The sequence below is a fragment of the Citrobacter sp. Igbk 16 genome (assembly GCF_028069755.1).
Taxonomy (GTDB): Bacteria; Pseudomonadota; Gammaproteobacteria; order Enterobacterales; family Enterobacteriaceae; genus Citrobacter.
This window is the reverse complement of the sequence record NZ_JANEWJ010000008.1, coordinates 35,008-53,723: the sequence shown is the minus strand read 5'-3', so window position 1 is coordinate 53,723 and position 18,716 is coordinate 35,008. Positions and strand designations below refer to the sequence as shown.

The following is an 18,716-nucleotide window of genomic DNA, read 5'->3' as shown; positions in this document are numbered from 1 at the left end:
CGGCCTACGATGTAGACGCATTGTAGGCCGGATAAGCGCTTTAGCGTCACCATCCGGCATTGCGCGATTCGCGATTAACGTCCCTGAATAGCTAAATCGCCCGGCAAATTCTTCTGCATACGGTGCCAAATCTCACCACTGTCGTGACCATAGCGGCGCACCGTTTCATAGACCAAATCATGAGCGCCCTGCTCACACAGCTCTGACAGCTTACGGTAGAAGTTCAGCGCCAGGCCGCGTGCTTCCGGGTTAGCAAAGTAATGACGGCCAATACGCGTATAAAGTCCTTTCATGCCGTTGAGGATCAAACCGTAAATCGGATTGCCCGACGCAAATGCCAGACCGCGGAAAATGTTGTAGTCCAGATCGGCAAACGCGTCAGCATGGTCAGCAACCTGATTCGCCGTTGCCAAAACGTCCTGGGCTTTATCAGGATGTTGGCGGAATGCGGTGCGAATAAAGATCGTCGAGATGTTGGTACGCACAGACAGCAGATTATCAATCAACTGCGGAACGCTTTCGTGATCGAGACGCGCCAACGTTTCCAGGATATTCAGCCCGGAGGTTTCCCAGAAGTTATTCACTTTCGTTGGTTTGCCGTGTTGAATGGTCAACCAGCCGTCCCGCGCCAAACGCTGCAATACTTCGCGTAACGTGGTACGTGTTACTCCAATAAGTTCGGAGAGTTCACGTTCAGCGGGCAAAATAGTGCCAGGTGGGAAGCGGTTATTCCAGATACTCTCAATGATGTACTCTTCCGCGAACCCAGCAGGGCTTTGCGCCTTAATGACCATAGTGATAATTCCATTACACAGCAAAACATAGTTACACACATCATACCAGACGGGTTTCTTAGCTGATAGCTGACGCAACGAAGAAAAAGTGGATCAAGGCTTCATTTTCCAGATAACGCTGATACGCAGTCAGTACGATAAGCCACGTGAAGAGCTTGCCTGCATTCACTCGTGCCGCTAAGCTTTGCGGTCAAACATAAAAACATGATTTCATTTTTACAGGTAAGGGAAACTGCCATGGAGCTATCATGGGGCCGCGCTATGTGGCGCAATTTTTTAGGTCAATCACCAGACTGGTACAAACTTGCACTGCTTGTCTTCTTAGTCGTTAACCCGCTTATTTTTTTCATCAATCCCTTTATCGCGGGTTGGTTGCTGGTGGCCGAATTCATTTTTACGCTGGCAATGGCGCTTAAATGTTATCCACTGTTGCCGGGCGGGCTGTTAGCCATCGAAGCTGTCGTCATCGGCATGACCAGCGCCGCACATGTTCGTGAAGAAGTTGCCGCCAACCTTGAAGTGCTCTTACTGCTGATGTTTATGGTGGCGGGCATCTACTTTATGAAGCAACTGCTGCTGTTTATTTTTACCCGACTGCTGCTCAGTATTCGCTCCAAGATGCTGCTGTCGCTGGCCTTTTGTGTTGCCGCTGCCTTCCTTTCTGCGTTCCTCGACGCATTGACCGTGGTCGCAGTCGTGATCAGCGTGGCGGTCGGTTTTTACGGCATCTACCATCGCGTCGCCTCTTCCCGTCCGGAAGATAACAATTTGCTGGATGACAGCCATATCGATCAGCACAATAAAGCCGTACTTGAGCAGTTCCGTGGTTTTCTGCGCAGCCTGATGATGCACGCGGGAGTCGGCACCGCGTTAGGCGGTGTGATGACCATGGTTGGCGAACCGCAGAACCTGATTATCGCCAAAGCGGCTGGCTGGCATTTTGGTGATTTTTTCCTGCGCATGTCGCCGGTCACCGTTCCGGTGTTGATTTGCGGTCTGCTCACCTGCCTACTGGTTGAAAAGTTACGTTGGTTTGGCTACGGTGAAACATTACCGGAAGCTGTCCGTGGCGTTCTGCAACAGTTTGACGATGAAAGCCGTCAACAACGTACCCGCCAGGATAAAATCAAGCTGATTATTCAGGCTGTTATCGGCGTATGGCTGGTCGTTGCCCTCGCGCTGCATCTGGCAGAAGTCGGATTAATTGGCCTGTCGGTGATTATTTTGGCGACTTCGTTAACCGGTGTCACTGACGAACACGCTATTGGTAAAGCCTTCACCGAATCGCTGCCCTTCACCGCGCTGCTTACCGTATTTTTCTCCGTGGTTGCGGTGATTATCGATCAGCAACTCTTTGCGCCGATTATTCAGTTTGTTTTGCAGTCTTCTGAACATGCACAACTGACCCTGTTCTATCTTTTCAACGGCCTGTTGTCGTCAATTTCAGACAACGTCTTTGTTGGCACCATTTACATCAACGAAGCGAAAGCGGCGCTGGAGCACGGGACGATTAGCCTGAATCAATATGAACTGTTAGCGGTGGCGATTAATACCGGAACCAACCTGCCTTCCGTGGCTACGCCAAATGGTCAGGCGGCATTCTTGTTCCTGCTGACCTCCGCACTGGCACCACTGATTCGTCTCTCCTACGGCCGTATGGTGTGGATGGCATTGCCGTACACGATCGTCCTGACGCTGGTAGGTCTGTTGTGCGTAGAGTTCACGCTGGTCCCCGTGACCGAATGGATGACGCAAACAGGCTGGTTAGCTACACTTTCATAACAATAAACCGGGTAAATCACTGCCCGGTTTGACTTTTTGCATGATAATTATCCGATTACACAATATTTCAATTGCCGCTAGTGGCGCATAAATTGAATTGGTTTAAACTGCGGTCTCTACGCATGTTGCAGGGAAATTATTATGTTGCGATTTTTAAACCAGTGCTCCCGTGGGCGTGGAGCATGGTTATTGCTGGCGCTCACCGCCCTGGCGTTGGAACTTGTTGCCTTGTGGTTCCAGCATGTCATGCTGCTTAAACCTTGCGTGTTGTGTATATACGAACGTAGCGCATTATTTGGCGTGATGGGTGCTGGTCTGGTGGGCGCAATTGCCCCGAAAACGCCGCTGCGCTACGTGGCGATGATTATCTGGATTTACAGCGCCTGGCGCGGGCTTCAGTTAGCGTATGAACACACGATGATTCAGCTTCACCCGTCGCCGTTCATGACCTGTGATTTTGCCGCGCGCTTCCCGAGTTGGTTACCGCTGGATAAATGGCTGCCGCAGGTATTTATGGCTTCCGGTGACTGCGCTGAGCGTCAGTGGTCATTTTTAACCCTGGAGATGCCGCAGTGGCTGCTGGGGATTTTTGCCGCCTATCTGGTCGTTGCAGTGTTGGTGCTGATTGCCCAGCCCTTTAAACCGAAAAAACGTGACCTCTTCGGTCGCTAACAGAACGCTCCTTCGGGAGCGTTTTTTTTTGCCATAATGTCATTGCCTGCGGGCATCTATAAGATGTATATTAAATACATCTTATAGATGCCCCACAAAGGAGATGTCTTATGTCCCATTTACGCATCCCGGCAAACTGGAAAGTTAAACGCTCCACTCCCTTCTTTACGAAAGACAATGTCCCGGCCGCTCTGCTTTCTCACCACAACACTGCAGCGGGCGTTTTTGGACAACTCTGCGTGATGGAAGGCACGGTAACGTATTACGGCTTTGCCAATGAAGACGCAAAAGAACCTGAAGTAAAAGTGGTCATTAATGCCGGACAGTTCGCGACCAGCCCACCGCAGTACTGGCATCGCGTTGAATTAAGCGACGATGCGCAATTCAACATTAATTTCTGGGTTGAAGATGACAACCATAGTGATGAGATGTATCAGGCGAAAAAGTCTTAATCCTTAACGCCTGTTAATCGATGGGCGGCTTAATCCGCCCATGAAGGTTTGTTCAGGATGTGGTCCTGCCAGTCACGCACTTCTGATTCTTTCACCGCGATATGGCGTACTGAAATGCGCTCACCGTGCATTGCCGCCTTTGAACCCGTCAGCAATGGGTGCCAGTCCGGTAACCCTTTCCCTTCCGCTAATAAACGATAGGCGCAGGTCATCGGCAACCATTCAAAGGTTGGCAGGTTATCACGCGTGAGTTTGATGCAATCGGGCTCGTATTCGAATCGACGTTCATAATTACGGCACTGGCAGGTTTTGATATTGAGTTGCTTACACGCGACGTTGGTAAAGTAGATTTCGTCAGTGTCTTCATCCATAAGCTTATGCAGACAACATTGGCCGCACCCATCACATAATGACTCCCACTCGGCATCGGTCATTTCATCAAGGGTTTTACTTTGCCAGAAAGGTATGTCGCTCATCAGGGTATCCGCTATTTCACTAAAGCTGCACCTTATAACCAGTCTGGCACGTTGATGCAAGTTTTGCCGCCCGAAATAGGCGGCAAGCAGAGATTACAGCACCCGGGTGGTTAGTGTCTGACCATGGAAACGGATAGCCAGCTCATCACCGCTGTGTAACGGCCCAACGCCTGCTGGCGTCCCGGTCAGTACCACATCACCGGCTCTAAGCGTGAAGAATCGGCTCATGTAAGCAATCAATGGAACAATATGATGGATCATATCCGCCGTAGTGCCCTGCTGGCGCACTTCGCCGTTCACCGTTAATCCGAGCTGAGTATCCTGCGGATCACCGTTAAATTCCGCTACCGGAATAAACCCAGACAGCGGGCAAGAGTTGTCAAAACCCTTCGCTTTTTCCCACGGCTGACCCGCCTTTTTCATTTTGCCCTGGATATCGCGCAGGGTCAGGTCCAGCGCCACACCATAGCCAGCGATGGCTTTGCGTACATGCTCTTCTGTCGCCTGGCGCAGGTTTGCGCCGATCAGCACGGCCAGTTCAACTTCGTGATGAACGGAACCCATATCCGCCGGAATGACCAGCGGTTGGCGCAAATCGCACAGCGCAGTTTCAGGTTTAATAAACAACACCGGCTCTTCCGGCGTTGTTCCCCCCATTTCTTTAATATGGTTTGCATAATTGCTACCTACGCAAACCACTTTGCTCACCGGGTAATCCAGCAGAGCACCATGCCAGTTATGATGTTGATACATTACTTTCCCCTAACGTAGTCATAGATTTCAGGTACTGCATCGATGAGACATGCTGCTGCCGGATGCAGTTTAACGTTTAGCGTCTGGTGTATTTTGTTTTACCGCAGATAAATGCTGTTTGAGTAAATCCTCAGGCGGCGGTGGTATTTGTAAATAATAGCCCTGCTCGGTTAGTGCCTGTTTTACTTTTTCAAGATCGGCATTAACCAGTTTTTTACGACCATCAAGCGGTAAAATCATTGCCAGCTTTGGCTGACCAAATCCTTTCATCAGTTCTTCAGGAACACGCGAGAAATCGTCTTTTTTTTCGACATATAAATAGGTCTGGTCACGTTTGCTGCTTCGGTAGATCACACAAAACATATCTTTTACTCTGAATTCACGGAATGGTGGCTTGCCTCAATATAATACTGACTATAACATGCCTTATAGTCTTCGGAATATCACCCCGCACTGGGGATGATAAATAGCAAATTGAGTAAGGCCAGGATGTCAAACACGCCAATCGAGCTTAAAGGCAGTAGCTTCACCTTATCAGTGGTTCACTTACATGAAGCAGAACCCGAGGTTATTCGTCAGGCGTTGGAAGACAAAATCGCGCAGGCACCTGCATTTTTAAAACATGCTCCCGTGGTGATCAACGTGGGTGGCCTTGAAAGCCCGATAAACTGGTCGGCGCTGCAAAAAGTCATCACGTCCACGGGTCTGCGCATTATTGGTGTTAGCGGATGCAAGGATGCAAAACTTAAGGCAGAAATCGACGAAATGGGGCTTCCTTTACTGACAGAAGGTAAAGAAAAAGCCATTCGTTCCGCACCTGTTGAAGCTCCGGTACCTGCCGCACCGCCACAAAACGTTACTCCCATCACAAAAACACGATTAATAAATGTACCGGTTCGTTCCGGTCAGCGTATTTATGCTCCACAATGTGATCTGATTGTTACAAGTCACGTCAGTGCGGGCGCAGAGCTTATCGCTGATGGCAATATTCACGTTTATGGCATGATGAGAGGCCGTGCTCTGGCGGGCGCAAGCGGCGATCGGGAAGCGCAAATTTTCTGTACCCACCTGACGGCAGAACTGGTGTCTATCGCAGGTGTTTATTGGCTGAGTGATAAAATCCCAGCAGAATTTTATGGCAAAGCGGCACGTCTGCAATTGGCAGAGAACGCTTTGACAGTTCAACCGTTGAATTGATCCCTTTTTAACAAGGAATTTCTATGGCACGCATTATTGTTGTTACTTCGGGTAAAGGGGGCGTTGGCAAAACCACCTCCAGCGCGGCCATCGCTACAGGTTTGGCCCAGAAGGGAAAGAAAACTGTCGTTATTGATTTTGATATCGGCCTGCGTAACCTTGATTTAATTATGGGTTGTGAACGTCGCGTCGTTTATGACTTCGTCAACGTTATTCAGGGCGATGCGTCGTTAAATCAGGCGTTGATCAAAGATAAACGTACCGAAAATCTCTTTATTCTTCCGGCCTCACAGACTCGTGATAAAGACGCGCTGACCCGTGAAGGCGTCGCGAAAGTTCTGGACGATCTGAAAGCGATGGATTTTGACTTCATCGTCTGCGACTCTCCGGCAGGTATTGAGACCGGTGCGTTGATGGCCCTGTATTTTGCCGACGAAGCCATTATTACCACCAACCCGGAAGTGTCCTCTGTACGTGACTCTGACCGTATTCTGGGTATTCTGGCGTCGAAATCTCGTCGCGCTGAAAATGGTGAAGATCCGATTAAAGAGCATCTGCTGCTTACGCGCTATAACCCTGGCCGCGTAAATAAAGGTGACATGCTCAGCATGGAAGACGTACTGGAAATTCTGCGAATCAAGCTGGTTGGCGTGATTCCTGAAGATCAGTCAGTCCTGCGCGCGTCTAACCAGGGTGAGCCGGTTATTCTCGACATCAATGCTGATGCCGGCAAAGCCTATGCTGATACCGTAGACCGTCTGTTGGGAGAAGAACGTCCTTTCCGCTTCATTGAAGAAGAGAAGAAAGGTTTCCTCAAACGCCTGTTCGGAGGATAAGTTATGGCATTACTGGATTTTTTTCTCTCGCGGAAAAAGAGCACAGCGAACATCGCTAAAGAGCGACTGCAGATTATTGTTGCGGAACGTCGTCGTAGTGACGCCGAGCCGCATTATTTACCGCAGTTGAGGAAAGATATTCTCGACGTTATCTGTAAGTATGTACAAATTGATCCTGAAATGGTCACCGTACAGCTTGAACAAAAAGACGGCGATATTTCTATCCTTGAACTTAACGTGACTTTACCTGAAGCAGAAGAGTCTAAATAACGTCTTTTGTAAATAAGTCATGGTTGAAAAAAGGCAGATTATTCTGCCTTTTTTATTTCTGATCATAGTCCGGACTGCCCCCCATTTATTCCAAACTGAACTTCGGGTAGTTCTCAGCAAAATAGCGACGTAAATACTCCACGGTAATACGGATTTTTGCCGACGTCGCCAGACGTGACACATAAACAGCCCAAATATTTGCTGGTTGATAATAGTCAGGCAATATATGAACCAGATGCCCACTGGCGATGTTATCGCAGACATCCCACCATGAACGTAGCGCAATCCCCTGACCATCCACACACCATTGGTGAACAACTTCGCCATGATTGGAGGAGAGCGGCCCCGTCACCTTAATCGAGTGCACGCCCTCTTTGTTGCGCATTTGCCAGATGCCAAATGGATGATCGCGCTCTTTAATCACCAGACAGGGCAACGTGGACAGATCGTTCAGTTGTTTCGGTGTACCGTGCTGCGCCACAAACTCAGGTGATGCGCACAATATTCGATAATTGGTCGCCAGCTTACGTGCGATCAAATTGGGTGCAATATCATCCCCGATGCGAATATCAAGATCGACGCCTTCATTAACCAGATCGACTAACCGATCCTCAACATCAAACCGCAACTCCAGTTGCGGATACTCTTTTGCCAGCGCTGACAACGCTGGAGCCACAACACGGCGACCAAAACCAAAGCTGCTGATAATACGTAACATCCCCTGCGGGATCTGCCGGACATCAGACAGCTCATCCATCATCTGATCCACATCCTGCAGGATCCGCTGGGCCCATTCGTAGATCCGTTCCCCTTCCTCCGTGATGGTGACACGCCGTGTTGTACGGTGTAACAACACCACGTTCAGTGTCTGTTCCAGCAACGCAACACGCTTGCTGATAAAAGCGGGTGAAACGCCTAGCTCCTCGGCAACGGCGGCAAAACCCGCACGACGGGCAACCAGCATAAAGACGCGTAAATCATTTAACAGCGGCAGATTATTCATGATCTGTGTTTTATGTTTCACCAGTTGGAGGGATTAACTATTAATCAGTCAATTATAGGATATGGGGAAAGTCAATTTTGATGGCGTACAAGTGAGAGCTGCTATGAAGAAAACCTGTCGTATTGCCGCTATCCCCGGAGATGGCATTGGTAAAGAAGTCCTGCCTGAAGGCATTCATGTGTTACAGGCAGCCGCCGAACGCTGGGACCTGTCGCTCAGCTTTGAGCAAATGGAATGGGCCAGTTGCGAGTACTATACGCATCACGGCAAGATGATGCCGGATGACTGGCATGAACAGTTGAAATCCTTCGATGCTATCTACTTTGGTGCCGTCGGCTGGCCGGATACTGTACCGGATCACATCTCACTATGGGGCTCGTTGCTCAAGTTTCGTCGGGAGTTCGATCAATACGTCAACCTGCGTCCGGTACGCCTGTTTCCTGGTGTTCCTTGCCCATTGGCGGGTAAGAAACCCGGCGACATTGATTTCTACGTTGTGCGTGAAAACACCGAAGGCGAGTATTCTTCACTGGGCGGGCGCGTAAGCGAGGGTACCGAACATGAAGTGGTCATTCAGGAGTCGGTCTTCACGCGTCGTGGCGTTGATCGCATTTTGCGTTACGCGTTTGAACTGGCACAGAGCCGTCCGCGTAAGACACTGACCTCGGCCACTAAATCAAACGGCCTTGCCATTAGCATGCCTTACTGGGATGAGCGTGTTGAAGCAATGGCTGCCCAGTACCCTGAAATCCGCTGGGATAAACAGCATATCGACATTCTGTGCGCCCGTTTTGTCATGCAACCGGAGCGTTTTGACGTGGTGGTCGCCTCTAACCTGTTTGGCGACATCCTGTCCGATTTAGGTCCAGCCTGTACTGGCACGATTGGCATTGCCCCCTCAGCAAACTTAAATCCGGAACGGACCTTCCCATCGTTGTTCGAACCGGTCCACGGTTCGGCCCCGGATATCTACGGCAAGAATATTGCTAACCCAATTGCCACCATCTGGGCTGGTGCGATGATGCTGGATTTCCTTGGCAACGGCGATGCGAATTATCAGGCCGCCCACGATGGCATTCTGGCCGCGATTGAACAGGTTATTGCCAGCGGCCCTAAAACGCCGGATATGAAAGGCAATGCCAGCACTCAACAGGTAGGTGACGCTATCTGCCGGGCACTGCGTTAGAGGTCAAACCACGAAATATGAGCCGCGTCACTGACGCGGTTTTTTTATGTGTTCTGTACGTCAAATAACCTGCGTGAATTCACTTTTTATTATTTCCGTTCCGTGTTTTATTGCTTCACGCATCAGGCAATTGTTTAATTCATGTAAAGAACAAATAATAAAATTGTTAAATACGAAGCGACAAAATCTTACCCTACAGCATGATAACAACGACAGGCTAATGCCAAACGCGGGCGACTATGCCCAGGAGATCATCCATGTTGAGCAACGTAAAGAAAAAAGATGTGCCACTAATAGCCATCAGCCTGGTGGCTATTCTTTTTATCGCCGCCACACTCAGTCTCTTCCCTCAGCAGTCTGCACAAGTAGCGAATACCATTTTTAACGGTGTCACTCGCATGCTGGGTTCTGCCGTTCAGATCCTGGTCCTCATGGCTATGGGGCTGGTTGTCTGGCTGGCCACCAGCAAATACGGCAATATTCGCCTCGGTGAAGGTAAAGCAGAATACAGTACGCTTTCCTGGCTGTTTATGTTTATTTGCGCTGGATTAGGCTCCTCCACGCTCTACTGGGGTGTTGCTGAATGGGCCTATTACTACCAAACACCGGGTCTGAACATCGCCCCACACTCACAAAAAGCGCTGGAATTCAGTCTGCCCTATTCCTTTTTCCATTGGGGGATCAGCGCGTGGGCGACCTACACACTGGCCTCGTTAACCATGGCCTACCATTTCCATGTGCGTAAAAACAAAGGGTTGAGCCTGTCCGGGATAATTGCTGCTATCACCGGCGTTCATCCACAGGGCGTATGGGGAAGACTGGTCGATTTGATGTTCCTGATCGCCACCGTCGGCGCGTTAACCATCTCCCTGGTCGTTACCGCTGCAACCTTCACCCGTGGTTTATCAGCGCTTACCGGTTTACCGGATAACTTTACAGTGCAAGCCTTTGTGATTCTGTTCTCTGGCGGCATCTTCTGTCTCAGCTCCTGGATTGGCATCAACAATGGTCTGCAACGTCTGAGCAAGATGGTGGGCTGGGGGGCATTTTTACTGCCATTGGTCGTACTGATTGTCGGCCCAACCGAGTTCATCACCAATAACATCATCAACGCTATCGGCCTGACGACACAAAACTTTTTGCAAATGAGCCTGTTTACCGACCCGCTCGGTAACGGTGAATTTACCCGCAACTGGACAGTGTTCTACTGGCTGTGGTGGATCTCCTACACCCCAGGCGTCGCTATGTTTGTGACGCGCGTTTCTCGCGGGCGCAAAATCAAAGAAGTTATCTGGGCATTAATCCTTGGCAGTACCGTCGGCTGTTGGTTCTTCTTCGGGGTGATGGAGAGCTACTCTATCCACCAGTTTGTCAATGGCGTGATTGATATCCCGCAGATCATGGCAACGCAGGGCGGCGAAACGGCGGTGCAGCAGGTACTGATGTCATTGCCAGCCGGGAAGCTGTTCCTGGTCGCATATCTGGCCATCATGATTATTTTCCTTGCCTCGCATATGGATGCTGTGGCCTACACCATGGCAGCCACCAGCACACGTAACCTACAGGAAGGAGAAGATCCTGAACGTGGCTTACGTCTGTTCTGGTGTGTAGTCATCACTTTGATTCCATTATCCATTTTATTCACCGGCGCGTCTCTGGAAACAATGAAGACCACGGTGGTTCTGACCGCCCTTCCCTTCCTCGCCATCCTGTTGGTGAAGGTCGGCGGTTTTCTTCGCTGGGTACGGCAGGACTATGCCCATGTTCCTGCTCACCAAATTGAAAGTCATCTTCCCGAAGCACCGGTCGACGCGCCTGTCACGCCACCGGCTGGGACACTACTCAAAGGCGGCAATTAAGCGCCAGTAAAAAACCTCTTACTCACAAATTAAAGGTAATCCAATGAGCAATCTGAGCCCTGAGTTTATTCTGCCGCAAAATTTTTGTGCCAATCCGCAGGACGCCTGGACTATCCCGGCACGGTTCTATACCGACCAGCAGGCTTTTGAACACGAGCAAGAGAACGTGTTTGCCAAAAGCTGGATTTGTGTTGCCCACAGCAGCGAACTGGCAAAGCCAAATGACTATGTCACACGTGAAGTGATTGGTGAGAACATCGTGCTGGTACGTGGTCGCGATAATGTACTGCGCGCTTTCTACAATGTCTGCCCGCATCGTGGTCATCAACTGCTGAGCGGCGAAGGGAAAGCCAAAAACGTGATTACCTGCCCCTACCACGCGTGGGCGTTCAAACTTGATGGCAATCTGGCGCATGCCCGTAACTGTGAAAACGTCGCTAACTTTGACAGTGAGAAGGCTCATCTGACACCAGTACGACTCGAAGAATATGCCGGTTTTGTCTTCATCAATATGGACCCGAACGCCGGTAGCGTTGAAGATCAGCTTCCGGGACTGGCAGCCAAAGTCGTCGAGGCCTGCCCTGACGTGCACGATCTAAAGCTCGCCGCGCGTTTCACTACCCGCACGCCGGCCAACTGGAAAAATATCGTTGATAACTATCTGGAGTGCTACCACTGCGGTCCGGCCCACCCTGGTTTTTCCGACTCAGTACAGGTTGACCGTTACTGGCATACCATGCACGGTAACTGGACGCTGCAATACGGTTTTGCCAAACCCTCTGAGCAGTCGTTTAAGTTCGAAGAAGGGGTTGATGCCGCGTTCCACGGCTTCTGGTTGTGGCCGTGCACCATGCTCAACGTCACGCCAATCAAAGGTATGATGACCGTTATTTATGAATTCCCGGTGGATGCAGAAACCACACTGCAAAACTACGACATCTATTTCACTAATGAAGAGCTGACCGAAGAGCAAAAAGCGCTGATCGAATGGTATCGCAATGTCTTCCGCCCTGAGGATTTACGCCTGGTTGAGAGCGTACAAAAAGGTCTGAAATCACGTGGCTATCGTGGACAGGGACGCATTATGGCGGATACCAGCGGTAGCGGAATCTCCGAACATGGCATTGCCCATTTCCATAATCTGGTCGCTCAGGTGTTTAAGGATTAATCCGCGAAGGAGTTCGTTATGACTGTTTTTCAGACTTCACTTTTTCGCCAGCAGGCGTTTATCGCCGGACACTGGTGTGATGCCGATGACAGTAACACGTTGTCGGTCAGCAACCCGGCAACAGGGGCCGTTCTGGGGCAGATTCCCAACATGGGAACATCGGAGGCGCAACGCGCCATTGATACCGCATCTCAGGCGCTACCGGCCTGGCGGGCAATGACCGCAGCCCAACGTTCTACGTTGCTTAAAGCCTGGCATCATTTAATTCTCGACAACAAAACAGCGCTGGCGCAAATCATGACCGCCGAGCAGGGCAAGCCGCTGGCTGAGGCTGAAGGAGAGATTGTCTATGCCGCGTCGTTTATTGAGTGGTTTGCCGAGCAGGCTAAACGTACTAATGGCGAGATAATCCCCTCGCCTACGGCGGATAAGCGGTTGATGGTGATCCATCAGGGTATCGGAGTCTGCGCGGCAATTACGCCATGGAACTTCCCTGCGGCAATGATCACCCGCAAAGCCGGCCCCGCGCTGGCCGCAGGTTGTACGATGGTAGTAAAACCGGCCAACGAAACACCGTTTACCGCTCTGGCGCTGGCAGAACTTGCACGTCAGGCCGGTATTCCGGCGGGTGTTATCAATGTCGTGACCGGAAAGTCTCGCGAAATTGGTGCAGTGTTCACCGCTGATGATCGCGTACGCAAACTGTCGTTTACCGGCTCTACCGAGGTAGGGCGCGTACTGATGCGTCAGTGTTCCGATTCTATCAAAAAGGTCTCACTGGAGCTGGGCGGCAACGCGCCGTTTATCGTATTTGAGGACGCGGATCTCGACAAAGCCGTTGAAGGCGCGCTGGTGGCTAAATTCCGCAATGCCGGACAAACCTGCGTTTGCGTGAACCGTTTTTACATTCATCAGGCTGTTTATGACGCGTTTTGTGAGAAATTCGTGGCTCGGGTCGCCGCTCTGAAAGTCGGCAACGGTGAGCAACCCGGCGTACAAATCGGTCCGCTAATCAATACCGCTGCCGTAGACAAAGTGCAGTCGCTTCTCGATGACGCGTTGACGCGGGGCGCCGCGTTGTTAACCGGAGGTCAGCGCCATGCGCTGGGAGGACACTATTTTACGCCCACCGTCATCGGTAACGTGCAGCCGGGCACGCAGTTGCTCCAGGAAGAGATCTTCGGACCGGTCGCCGCGCTGGTGAAATTTGAAGATGAACAGGATGTGATCCGCCAGGCAAATGACACCATTTATGGACTGGCATCCTACTTCTACAGCAATGATGCCGCGCGCATCTGGCGTGTTTCTGAGCAACTGGAGTATGGCATGGTCGGTATAAATACCGGACTGATCTCGAATGAAGTCGCCCCTTTCGGTGGTGTGAAGCAGTCAGGGTTGGGGCGAGAAGGTTCCGAACACGGTATCGAAGATTACCTGGAAATGAAATATCTCTGCCAGGGGCTGTAACGACAGATTCCGGCGTGGCGGGTAACCCGCGCCGGACAGATTTTTTAGGGAGTGCCGCAATGTCTGAATATCAAATGCGAGAAGTTCAGGTCAGTCAGATTGAAACGATTACCGCGCATGTAAAGCGCTTCACCTTAACGGCTGCCTCAGGCGATCTGTTGCCTGCGTTCCAGGGAGGCAGCCATATTATCGTGCAAATGCGCGATGGCGAAAATCTCTATAGCAACGCGTACTCGTTGATGAGCTCACCGTTAGATACCCGCACCTGGCAAATTGCTGTGCGCCTGGAGGAGAATTCCAAAGGCGGTTCACGATACCTGCATCAGCAGGTCAAACCCGGCGATACGCTGACGATTTCCACGCCCAATAATCTTTTCGCCCTCGAACCGCAGGCGCAAAAGCATCTGTTAATTGCTGGTGGCATTGGTATTACGCCCTTCCTGTCGCAGATCCCGGAACTCGAAAATGCCCAGGCAGAGTGGCAGCTACATTACTGCTCACCCAGCCCGGAAAACTGCGCGTTTCATGATGAACTGAAACAGCACCACCAGGCCGATCGCATTCATCTGCATCTTTCGAGCGAAGGCACACGCCTCGACCTGGCACGTCTGCTTGCCGATGTAGAACCAGGCACCCACATTTATACCTGCGGCCCGGCCGTGCTTAACGATGCCGTAAGAAGCGAGGCCGCACGCCACGGTCTGGATAACAATACGCTGCATTTTGAGCAATTTGCGGTAGAGAATAAGAGCGGTGATGCGTTCACCCTCGTGCTGGCACGTTCCGGACGTGAGTTTGTCGTTCCGCAAGAGATGACTATTCTGCAGGTTATCGAAAATAACAAAGCTGCCAGAGTCGAGTGTCTGTGCCGTGAAGGCGTGTGCGGTACCTGCGAGACGGCGATTCTTGAAGGGGAAGCGGATCACCGCGATCAATACTTTAGCGACGACGAAAAAGCCAGCCAGCAGAGCATGCTTATCTGCTGTTCACGCGCCAAAGGCAAACGCCTGGTGCTAGATTTGTAGAATTTTACCGACCGGATAAGCGATGGACTACCCGGTCGGCCTGATCGCTTACTGCGGATAGTCCAGCAGCAGCGCCTTGAGGCGGTCGGCCATCAGTTCGCCACGCCAACCGGAAATCAGCTCCGGCAGGGACGCCTGCGGCTTTAATTTCCAGTGCCAGTTTAGCAACTGGTTGATTTGACGACGCGAAGCAAGGAGTTCCACACTAAGATTCTGCTCCGCACTCACGTCGGCCACCAGGGCTTTAATGGCTTTGAATGCCTTGCGATAGCCCGGCATATCCATCAGATTCAGCAACGGTTGCGGCAATGCTTCCTCCGGCATTGCCTGCGCTTTCTCGACCAGTGAAATCAGCGTCTTGCCATGGAAGCGAATTTCACTGCCTGAGAGGCCCAGGCTATCCAGTTCTCCCAGACTTCCCGGCATATAGCGGGCAACCGCCCACAGATGTTCTTCGCGCACCACGAAGTTCACTGCCAGATCACGCTCACGCGCTTTGCGTAACCGCCAGTCGGCCAGGAGTTGCAGGCAAGCGAGCTGACGGGTACGCAGCTGCCAGGCATTGGTAATTTCTCGCCACGCATCTTCAGGTGCCAGAATTTCCTGACGACGCTGTTGCATCAAACGACATTCGTCCAGCGCAGCGGGCAACCAGCCGGACGCATCCGTTTCTGCCATCAGTTTTGTGGTGATCGGTAATAAATACCAGACATCTGCCGCCGCATACTCGCACTGCCGCTCAGTCAGCGGTCTGGCCAGCCAGTCGGTGCGTGATTCACTTTTATCCAGCGCCACCCCGGTGAATTCTTCCACCATCGCAGCAAAGCCCCACGACAGCGGGCGTCCACAAAAGGCGGCCAGAATCTGTGTATCGATCAGTGGTTGCGGGAGTTCACTGAACGTGTTGAGAAACACTTCCAGGTCTTCACTTCCGGCATGCAGAAATTTAGTGATCGCAGTGTCACGCAGGATATCGCGCAGCGGCGACCAGTCGGTGATCCCTAGCGGGTCAATCAGAGCAACGTGTTTGCCATCAAACAGCTGGATCAGCCCCAACTGCGGGTAGTAGGTACGCGTGCGAACAAATTCTGTATCCAGGGCTATCGCCGGAAATTCACGGACGGCTTCGCACAGCGTGGCTAACGCGTCGTCCGTAGTGATCATTTGATAATTCAAATCGTGCTCTCTTAGGTTTTCGCCAAAAAAAACGCCGGATTATCCGGCGTTTTCTGCTGGCTGTCTTAACGCTCAGCCTTTATTGTCCACTTTGCTGCGGGCTTCGTCACGTAATTCTCGTCGCAAAATTTTACCGACGTTAGATTTCGGCAACTCATCACGGAATTCCACCAGTTTCGGAACTTTGTAGCCTGTCAGATGACGACGGCAAAAAGTAACCAGCGCTTCATCGGTTAACGAAGCATCCTTCTTCACCACAAAGATTTTTACCGCCTCACCGCTGCTGCCCGACGGTACGCCGACAGCGGCCACTTCCTGAACGCCAGGGTGCTGCATGACTACGTCTTCAATTTCGTTCGGATAAACGTTAAAACCCGACACCAGAATCATATCTTTCTTACGATCGACAATACGCAGGAAGCCTTCGTCGTCCATTACTGCGATATCACCCGTGTGCAACCAGCCATTTTTGACAATTTCATCGGTCGCATCCGGGCGCTGCCAGTAGCCCAACATCACCTGCGGTCCTTTAACACACAGTTCGCCCGGCTCTCCCGGCGGAACCTCATTGTCGTCATCATCCACCAGTTTGACCTCGGTAGACGGAACCGGTAACCCGATACTGCCGCTATGATAGTCGATATCGTGCGGGTTAACGCTTACCAGTGGAGCACACTCGGTCAGACCATAACCTTCCAGCAGATATTGGCCGGTCAGCTTCACCCAGCGTTCTGCCACCGCCTGCTGAACGGGCATTCCGCCCCCTGCAGACAGGTGCAACGACGAAAAGTCCAGTTGCTGGAACTCTTTGTTATTCAGCAACGCGTTAAACAACGTATTGACGCCGGTCATCGCGGTAAACGGGTATTTTGCCAGCTCTTTCACCAGCCCCGGAATATCACGCGGGTTAGTGATCAGCAGGTTTTGCCCACCCAGTTCAATAAACAGCAGGCAGTTCATGGTGAGCGCGAAAATGTGATACAGCGGTAGCGCCGTCACCACCAGCTCTTTACCCGGATGCAGCAATGGCCCGTAAGTGGCATTAACCTGCTCCAGGTTAGCCAGCATGTTACGGTGCGTAAGCATTGCGCCTTTCGCCACGCCGGTGGTACCACCGGTATACTGCAGAAAAGCCAAATCTTCAGACACGACTTCCGGCTTTACATACTGCATGCGGTAGCCGTTTTGCAGCGCACTGCGAAATGAGATGGCATCCGGCAGGTGATATTTTGGCACCAGACGCTTGATATACTTCACGACGAAGTTAACCAGCGTCCCTTTCGCGGTCGACAACTGATCGCCCATACGCGTCAGAATCACGTGTTGAACCGAGGTCTTATCGACCACTTTCTCCAGCGTGTGAGCAAAGTTAGAGACGATGACGATCGCCGACGCACCGCTATCGTTGAGCTGATGCTCCAGCTCGCGTGGCGTGTACAGCGGGTTAACGTTCACCACAATCATGCCGGCACGTAAAATCCCAAACAGTGCAACAGGATATTGCAACAGGTTGGGCATCATCAGTGCCACGCGATCGCCCTTTTTCAGTCCAAGTCCTTGTTGCAAATAAGCCGCAAATGCCCGACTGCGCTCTTCGAGCTTGCGGAAGGTCATCACCTCCCCCATGTTCATAAACGCAGGCTGATCGGCATAGCGCCTTACTGAGTGTTCGAAGAGTTCCACCAGGGATTGATAACGGTCAGGATTGATCTCCGCGGGAACACCTGCGGGATAACGGTTAAGCCAAACCTTTTTCAATACATCACCTCTAAAATGCGTATTCGTCGTCATCACAACCCCAGACAATAAACAAACTGTTAACATAATATTAACTCAGCGTACCAGTTTGTTTATTACACAACGACAAGGTTGCGAAGCACGTCACTATTTATTTTTCTTATATCCACGTTAATGCAGAAACAGCGGACGAGCCGCTGTTTCTTTTACCATTAAAACAAAGAGTTACTCTGTTACTATCGTCTGAACCTGTGCGGGGCCGGGATTGTACCATCCCCATCCGCCGTAGCCACCGTAAGGCCAGCCACGCGCACCGTAGAACCAGGGGTCAATCGGCTGCGGAGGCATCACAATCTGCTGGGTAATATGCCAGCGTTTATAACCAGTTACCTGCATCAGCATGAACTTATACGGTGTACTACCAATTTTTCCGTCCACTGTTCCGCTAATGGGTCCGACTACAGTGACCAGTTGACCACGAAAATCTACCGGGTCGAGGAAGCCGTTAACATCGGCATAAATCCGCCCGCGTGACGCTTCGCCCAGAATCGGTCGTGCCCCGCTATCGAGCGGCATAGTGGCGATCTCCAGTCGGGATTTCCCCTGCTGGTTTTGAATATCCACCACCTTACCGCCAAAACGTGCTTCTTGTCCGACGTACAACTGCGGCGCATTCATCACTCGCACCAGATCCTGCTGCGGTGTCGGGCTCGAACCTTTAATCGCATCCGGGATGGTGACACAGCCGCTTAGCGATAACGCCAATACGCCTGCCAGTACACCTTTCATTAACTGCTTTTGGACCACCATGTTGCGACTCCCTTTTCTTAGCGCCTGCCCCGGCACGTTCAGACAACTGCACA

Annotated in this window: 19 protein-coding genes; 11 read left to right on the top strand and 8 right to left on the bottom strand. The window is 51.4% G+C overall.

What is annotated here, in order from left to right:
- Window positions 1–74: 74 nt before the first annotated feature.
- Window positions 75–794 carry a fatty acid metabolism transcriptional regulator FadR gene (gene fadR / locus NNO03_RS07755; RefSeq protein WP_005122254.1) on the bottom strand — a complete coding sequence of 240 codons (720 nt, stop codon included), beginning with the start codon at window positions 792–794 and terminating at the stop codon, window positions 75–77.
- A 237-nt stretch (window positions 795–1,031) separates the two neighbouring features.
- Here fadR and nhaB point away from each other — a divergent pair, with 237 nt between their 5' ends.
- The 3 genes from nhaB to NNO03_RS07740 all read left to right on the top strand — a co-directional run bounded on the left by nhaB (window position 1,032) and on the right by NNO03_RS07740 (window position 3,700).
- Window positions 1,032–2,576 carry a Na(+)/H(+) antiporter NhaB gene (gene nhaB, locus NNO03_RS07750; protein ID WP_271449226.1) on the top strand — a complete coding sequence of 515 codons (1,545 nt, stop codon included), beginning with the start codon at window positions 1,032–1,034 and terminating at the stop codon, window positions 2,574–2,576.
- A gap of 141 nt (window positions 2,577–2,717) precedes the next feature.
- Entirely contained in the window at window positions 2,718–3,248 is a 531-nt protein-coding gene (gene dsbB, locus NNO03_RS07745) for a disulfide bond formation protein DsbB (protein WP_271441516.1), read from the top strand.
- A gap of 110 nt (window positions 3,249–3,358) precedes the next feature.
- Window positions 3,359–3,700 carry a DUF1971 domain-containing protein gene (locus tag NNO03_RS07740; RefSeq protein ID WP_016153372.1) on the top strand — a complete coding sequence of 114 codons (342 nt, stop codon included), beginning with the start codon at window positions 3,359–3,361 and terminating at the stop codon, window positions 3,698–3,700.
- 29 nt (window positions 3,701–3,729) lie between these two features.
- On the opposite strand, the gene NNO03_RS07735 is transcribed toward NNO03_RS07740, so the two are convergent.
- The 3 genes from NNO03_RS07735 to NNO03_RS07725 form a co-directional block, all read right to left on the bottom strand.
- Entirely contained in the window at window positions 3,730–4,176 is a 447-nt protein-coding gene (locus NNO03_RS07735; RefSeq protein ID WP_005122244.1) for a YcgN family cysteine cluster protein, read from the bottom strand.
- Window positions 4,177–4,269: 93 nt separating this feature from the next.
- The gene (locus tag NNO03_RS07730) at window positions 4,270–4,929 is read right to left on the bottom strand and encodes a fumarylacetoacetate hydrolase family protein (RefSeq protein WP_271449225.1); all 660 of its coding nucleotides are present in this window, start codon (window positions 4,927–4,929) and stop codon (window positions 4,270–4,272) included.
- Between the two features lie 69 nt (window positions 4,930–4,998).
- The gene (locus NNO03_RS07725; protein WP_137381645.1) at window positions 4,999–5,292 is read right to left on the bottom strand and encodes a YcgL domain-containing protein; all 294 of its coding nucleotides are present in this window, start codon (window positions 5,290–5,292) and stop codon (window positions 4,999–5,001) included.
- Between the two features lie 126 nt (window positions 5,293–5,418).
- Between NNO03_RS07725 and minC the strand changes: the two genes are divergently transcribed.
- From minC to minE, 3 genes are read left to right on the top strand one after another with little or no spacing between them, the layout of a single operon-like run.
- Window positions 5,419–6,126, top strand: a complete 708-nt coding sequence (gene minC / locus NNO03_RS07720; RefSeq protein ID WP_271449224.1) for a septum site-determining protein MinC — start codon at window positions 5,419–5,421, stop codon at window positions 6,124–6,126.
- Window positions 6,127–6,149: 23 nt separating this feature from the next.
- Window positions 6,150–6,962: a septum site-determining protein MinD gene (gene minD / locus NNO03_RS07715; protein WP_005122235.1), complete on the top strand. Its 813-nt coding sequence runs from the start codon at window positions 6,150–6,152 to the stop codon at window positions 6,960–6,962.
- Between the two features lie 3 nt (window positions 6,963–6,965).
- On the top strand, window positions 6,966–7,232 hold the full coding sequence (minE, locus tag NNO03_RS07710) for a cell division topological specificity factor MinE (RefSeq protein WP_003833739.1): 267 nt from the start codon (window positions 6,966–6,968) through the stop codon (window positions 7,230–7,232).
- 85 nt (window positions 7,233–7,317) lie between these two features.
- Here minE and NNO03_RS07705 read toward each other — a convergent pair whose 3' ends face one another.
- Window positions 7,318–8,235, bottom strand: a complete 918-nt coding sequence (locus tag NNO03_RS07705; protein ID WP_137345949.1) for a LysR family transcriptional regulator — start codon at window positions 8,233–8,235, stop codon at window positions 7,318–7,320.
- Between the two features lie 103 nt (window positions 8,236–8,338).
- Between NNO03_RS07705 and NNO03_RS07700 the strand changes: the two genes are divergently transcribed.
- The 5 genes from NNO03_RS07700 to NNO03_RS07680 all read left to right on the top strand — a co-directional run bounded on the left by NNO03_RS07700 (window position 8,339) and on the right by NNO03_RS07680 (window position 14,940).
- Window positions 8,339–9,421, top strand: coding sequence for a tartrate dehydrogenase (locus NNO03_RS07700; RefSeq protein ID WP_271441518.1), 1,083 nt, complete (start codon window positions 8,339–8,341; stop codon window positions 9,419–9,421).
- Window positions 9,422–9,678: 257 nt separating this feature from the next.
- Complete coding sequence (locus NNO03_RS07695) at window positions 9,679–11,280, top strand: BCCT family transporter (RefSeq protein WP_137381643.1); 1,602 nt, start codon at window positions 9,679–9,681, stop codon at window positions 11,278–11,280.
- Between the two features lie 43 nt (window positions 11,281–11,323).
- Entirely contained in the window at window positions 11,324–12,448 is a 1,125-nt protein-coding gene (yeaW, locus tag NNO03_RS07690) for a carnitine monooxygenase, oxygenase subunit YeaW (protein WP_271441520.1), read from the top strand.
- Between the two features lie 18 nt (window positions 12,449–12,466).
- Window positions 12,467–13,915 carry an NAD-dependent succinate-semialdehyde dehydrogenase gene (locus NNO03_RS07685; RefSeq protein WP_271449223.1) on the top strand — a complete coding sequence of 483 codons (1,449 nt, stop codon included), beginning with the start codon at window positions 12,467–12,469 and terminating at the stop codon, window positions 13,913–13,915.
- A gap of 59 nt (window positions 13,916–13,974) precedes the next feature.
- Complete coding sequence (locus NNO03_RS07680) at window positions 13,975–14,940, top strand: PDR/VanB family oxidoreductase (protein ID WP_271449222.1); 966 nt, start codon at window positions 13,975–13,977, stop codon at window positions 14,938–14,940.
- Between the two features lie 48 nt (window positions 14,941–14,988).
- Here the strand turns inward: NNO03_RS07680 and rnd are convergent, their stop codons facing one another.
- From rnd to NNO03_RS07665, 3 genes are all read right to left on the bottom strand, one after another.
- Entirely contained in the window at window positions 14,989–16,104 is a 1,116-nt protein-coding gene (rnd, locus tag NNO03_RS07675; RefSeq protein WP_271449221.1) for a ribonuclease D, read from the bottom strand.
- Window positions 16,105–16,188: 84 nt separating this feature from the next.
- Window positions 16,189–17,874: a long-chain-fatty-acid--CoA ligase FadD gene (fadD, locus tag NNO03_RS07670; protein WP_271441529.1), complete on the bottom strand. Its 1,686-nt coding sequence runs from the start codon at window positions 17,872–17,874 to the stop codon at window positions 16,189–16,191.
- Window positions 17,875–18,078: 204 nt separating this feature from the next.
- A complete protein-coding gene (locus tag NNO03_RS07665; RefSeq protein ID WP_137381866.1) occupies window positions 18,079–18,663 on the bottom strand; it encodes a Slp family lipoprotein in 585 nt (194 codons plus the stop codon).
- Window positions 18,664–18,716: the final 53 nt, after the last annotated feature.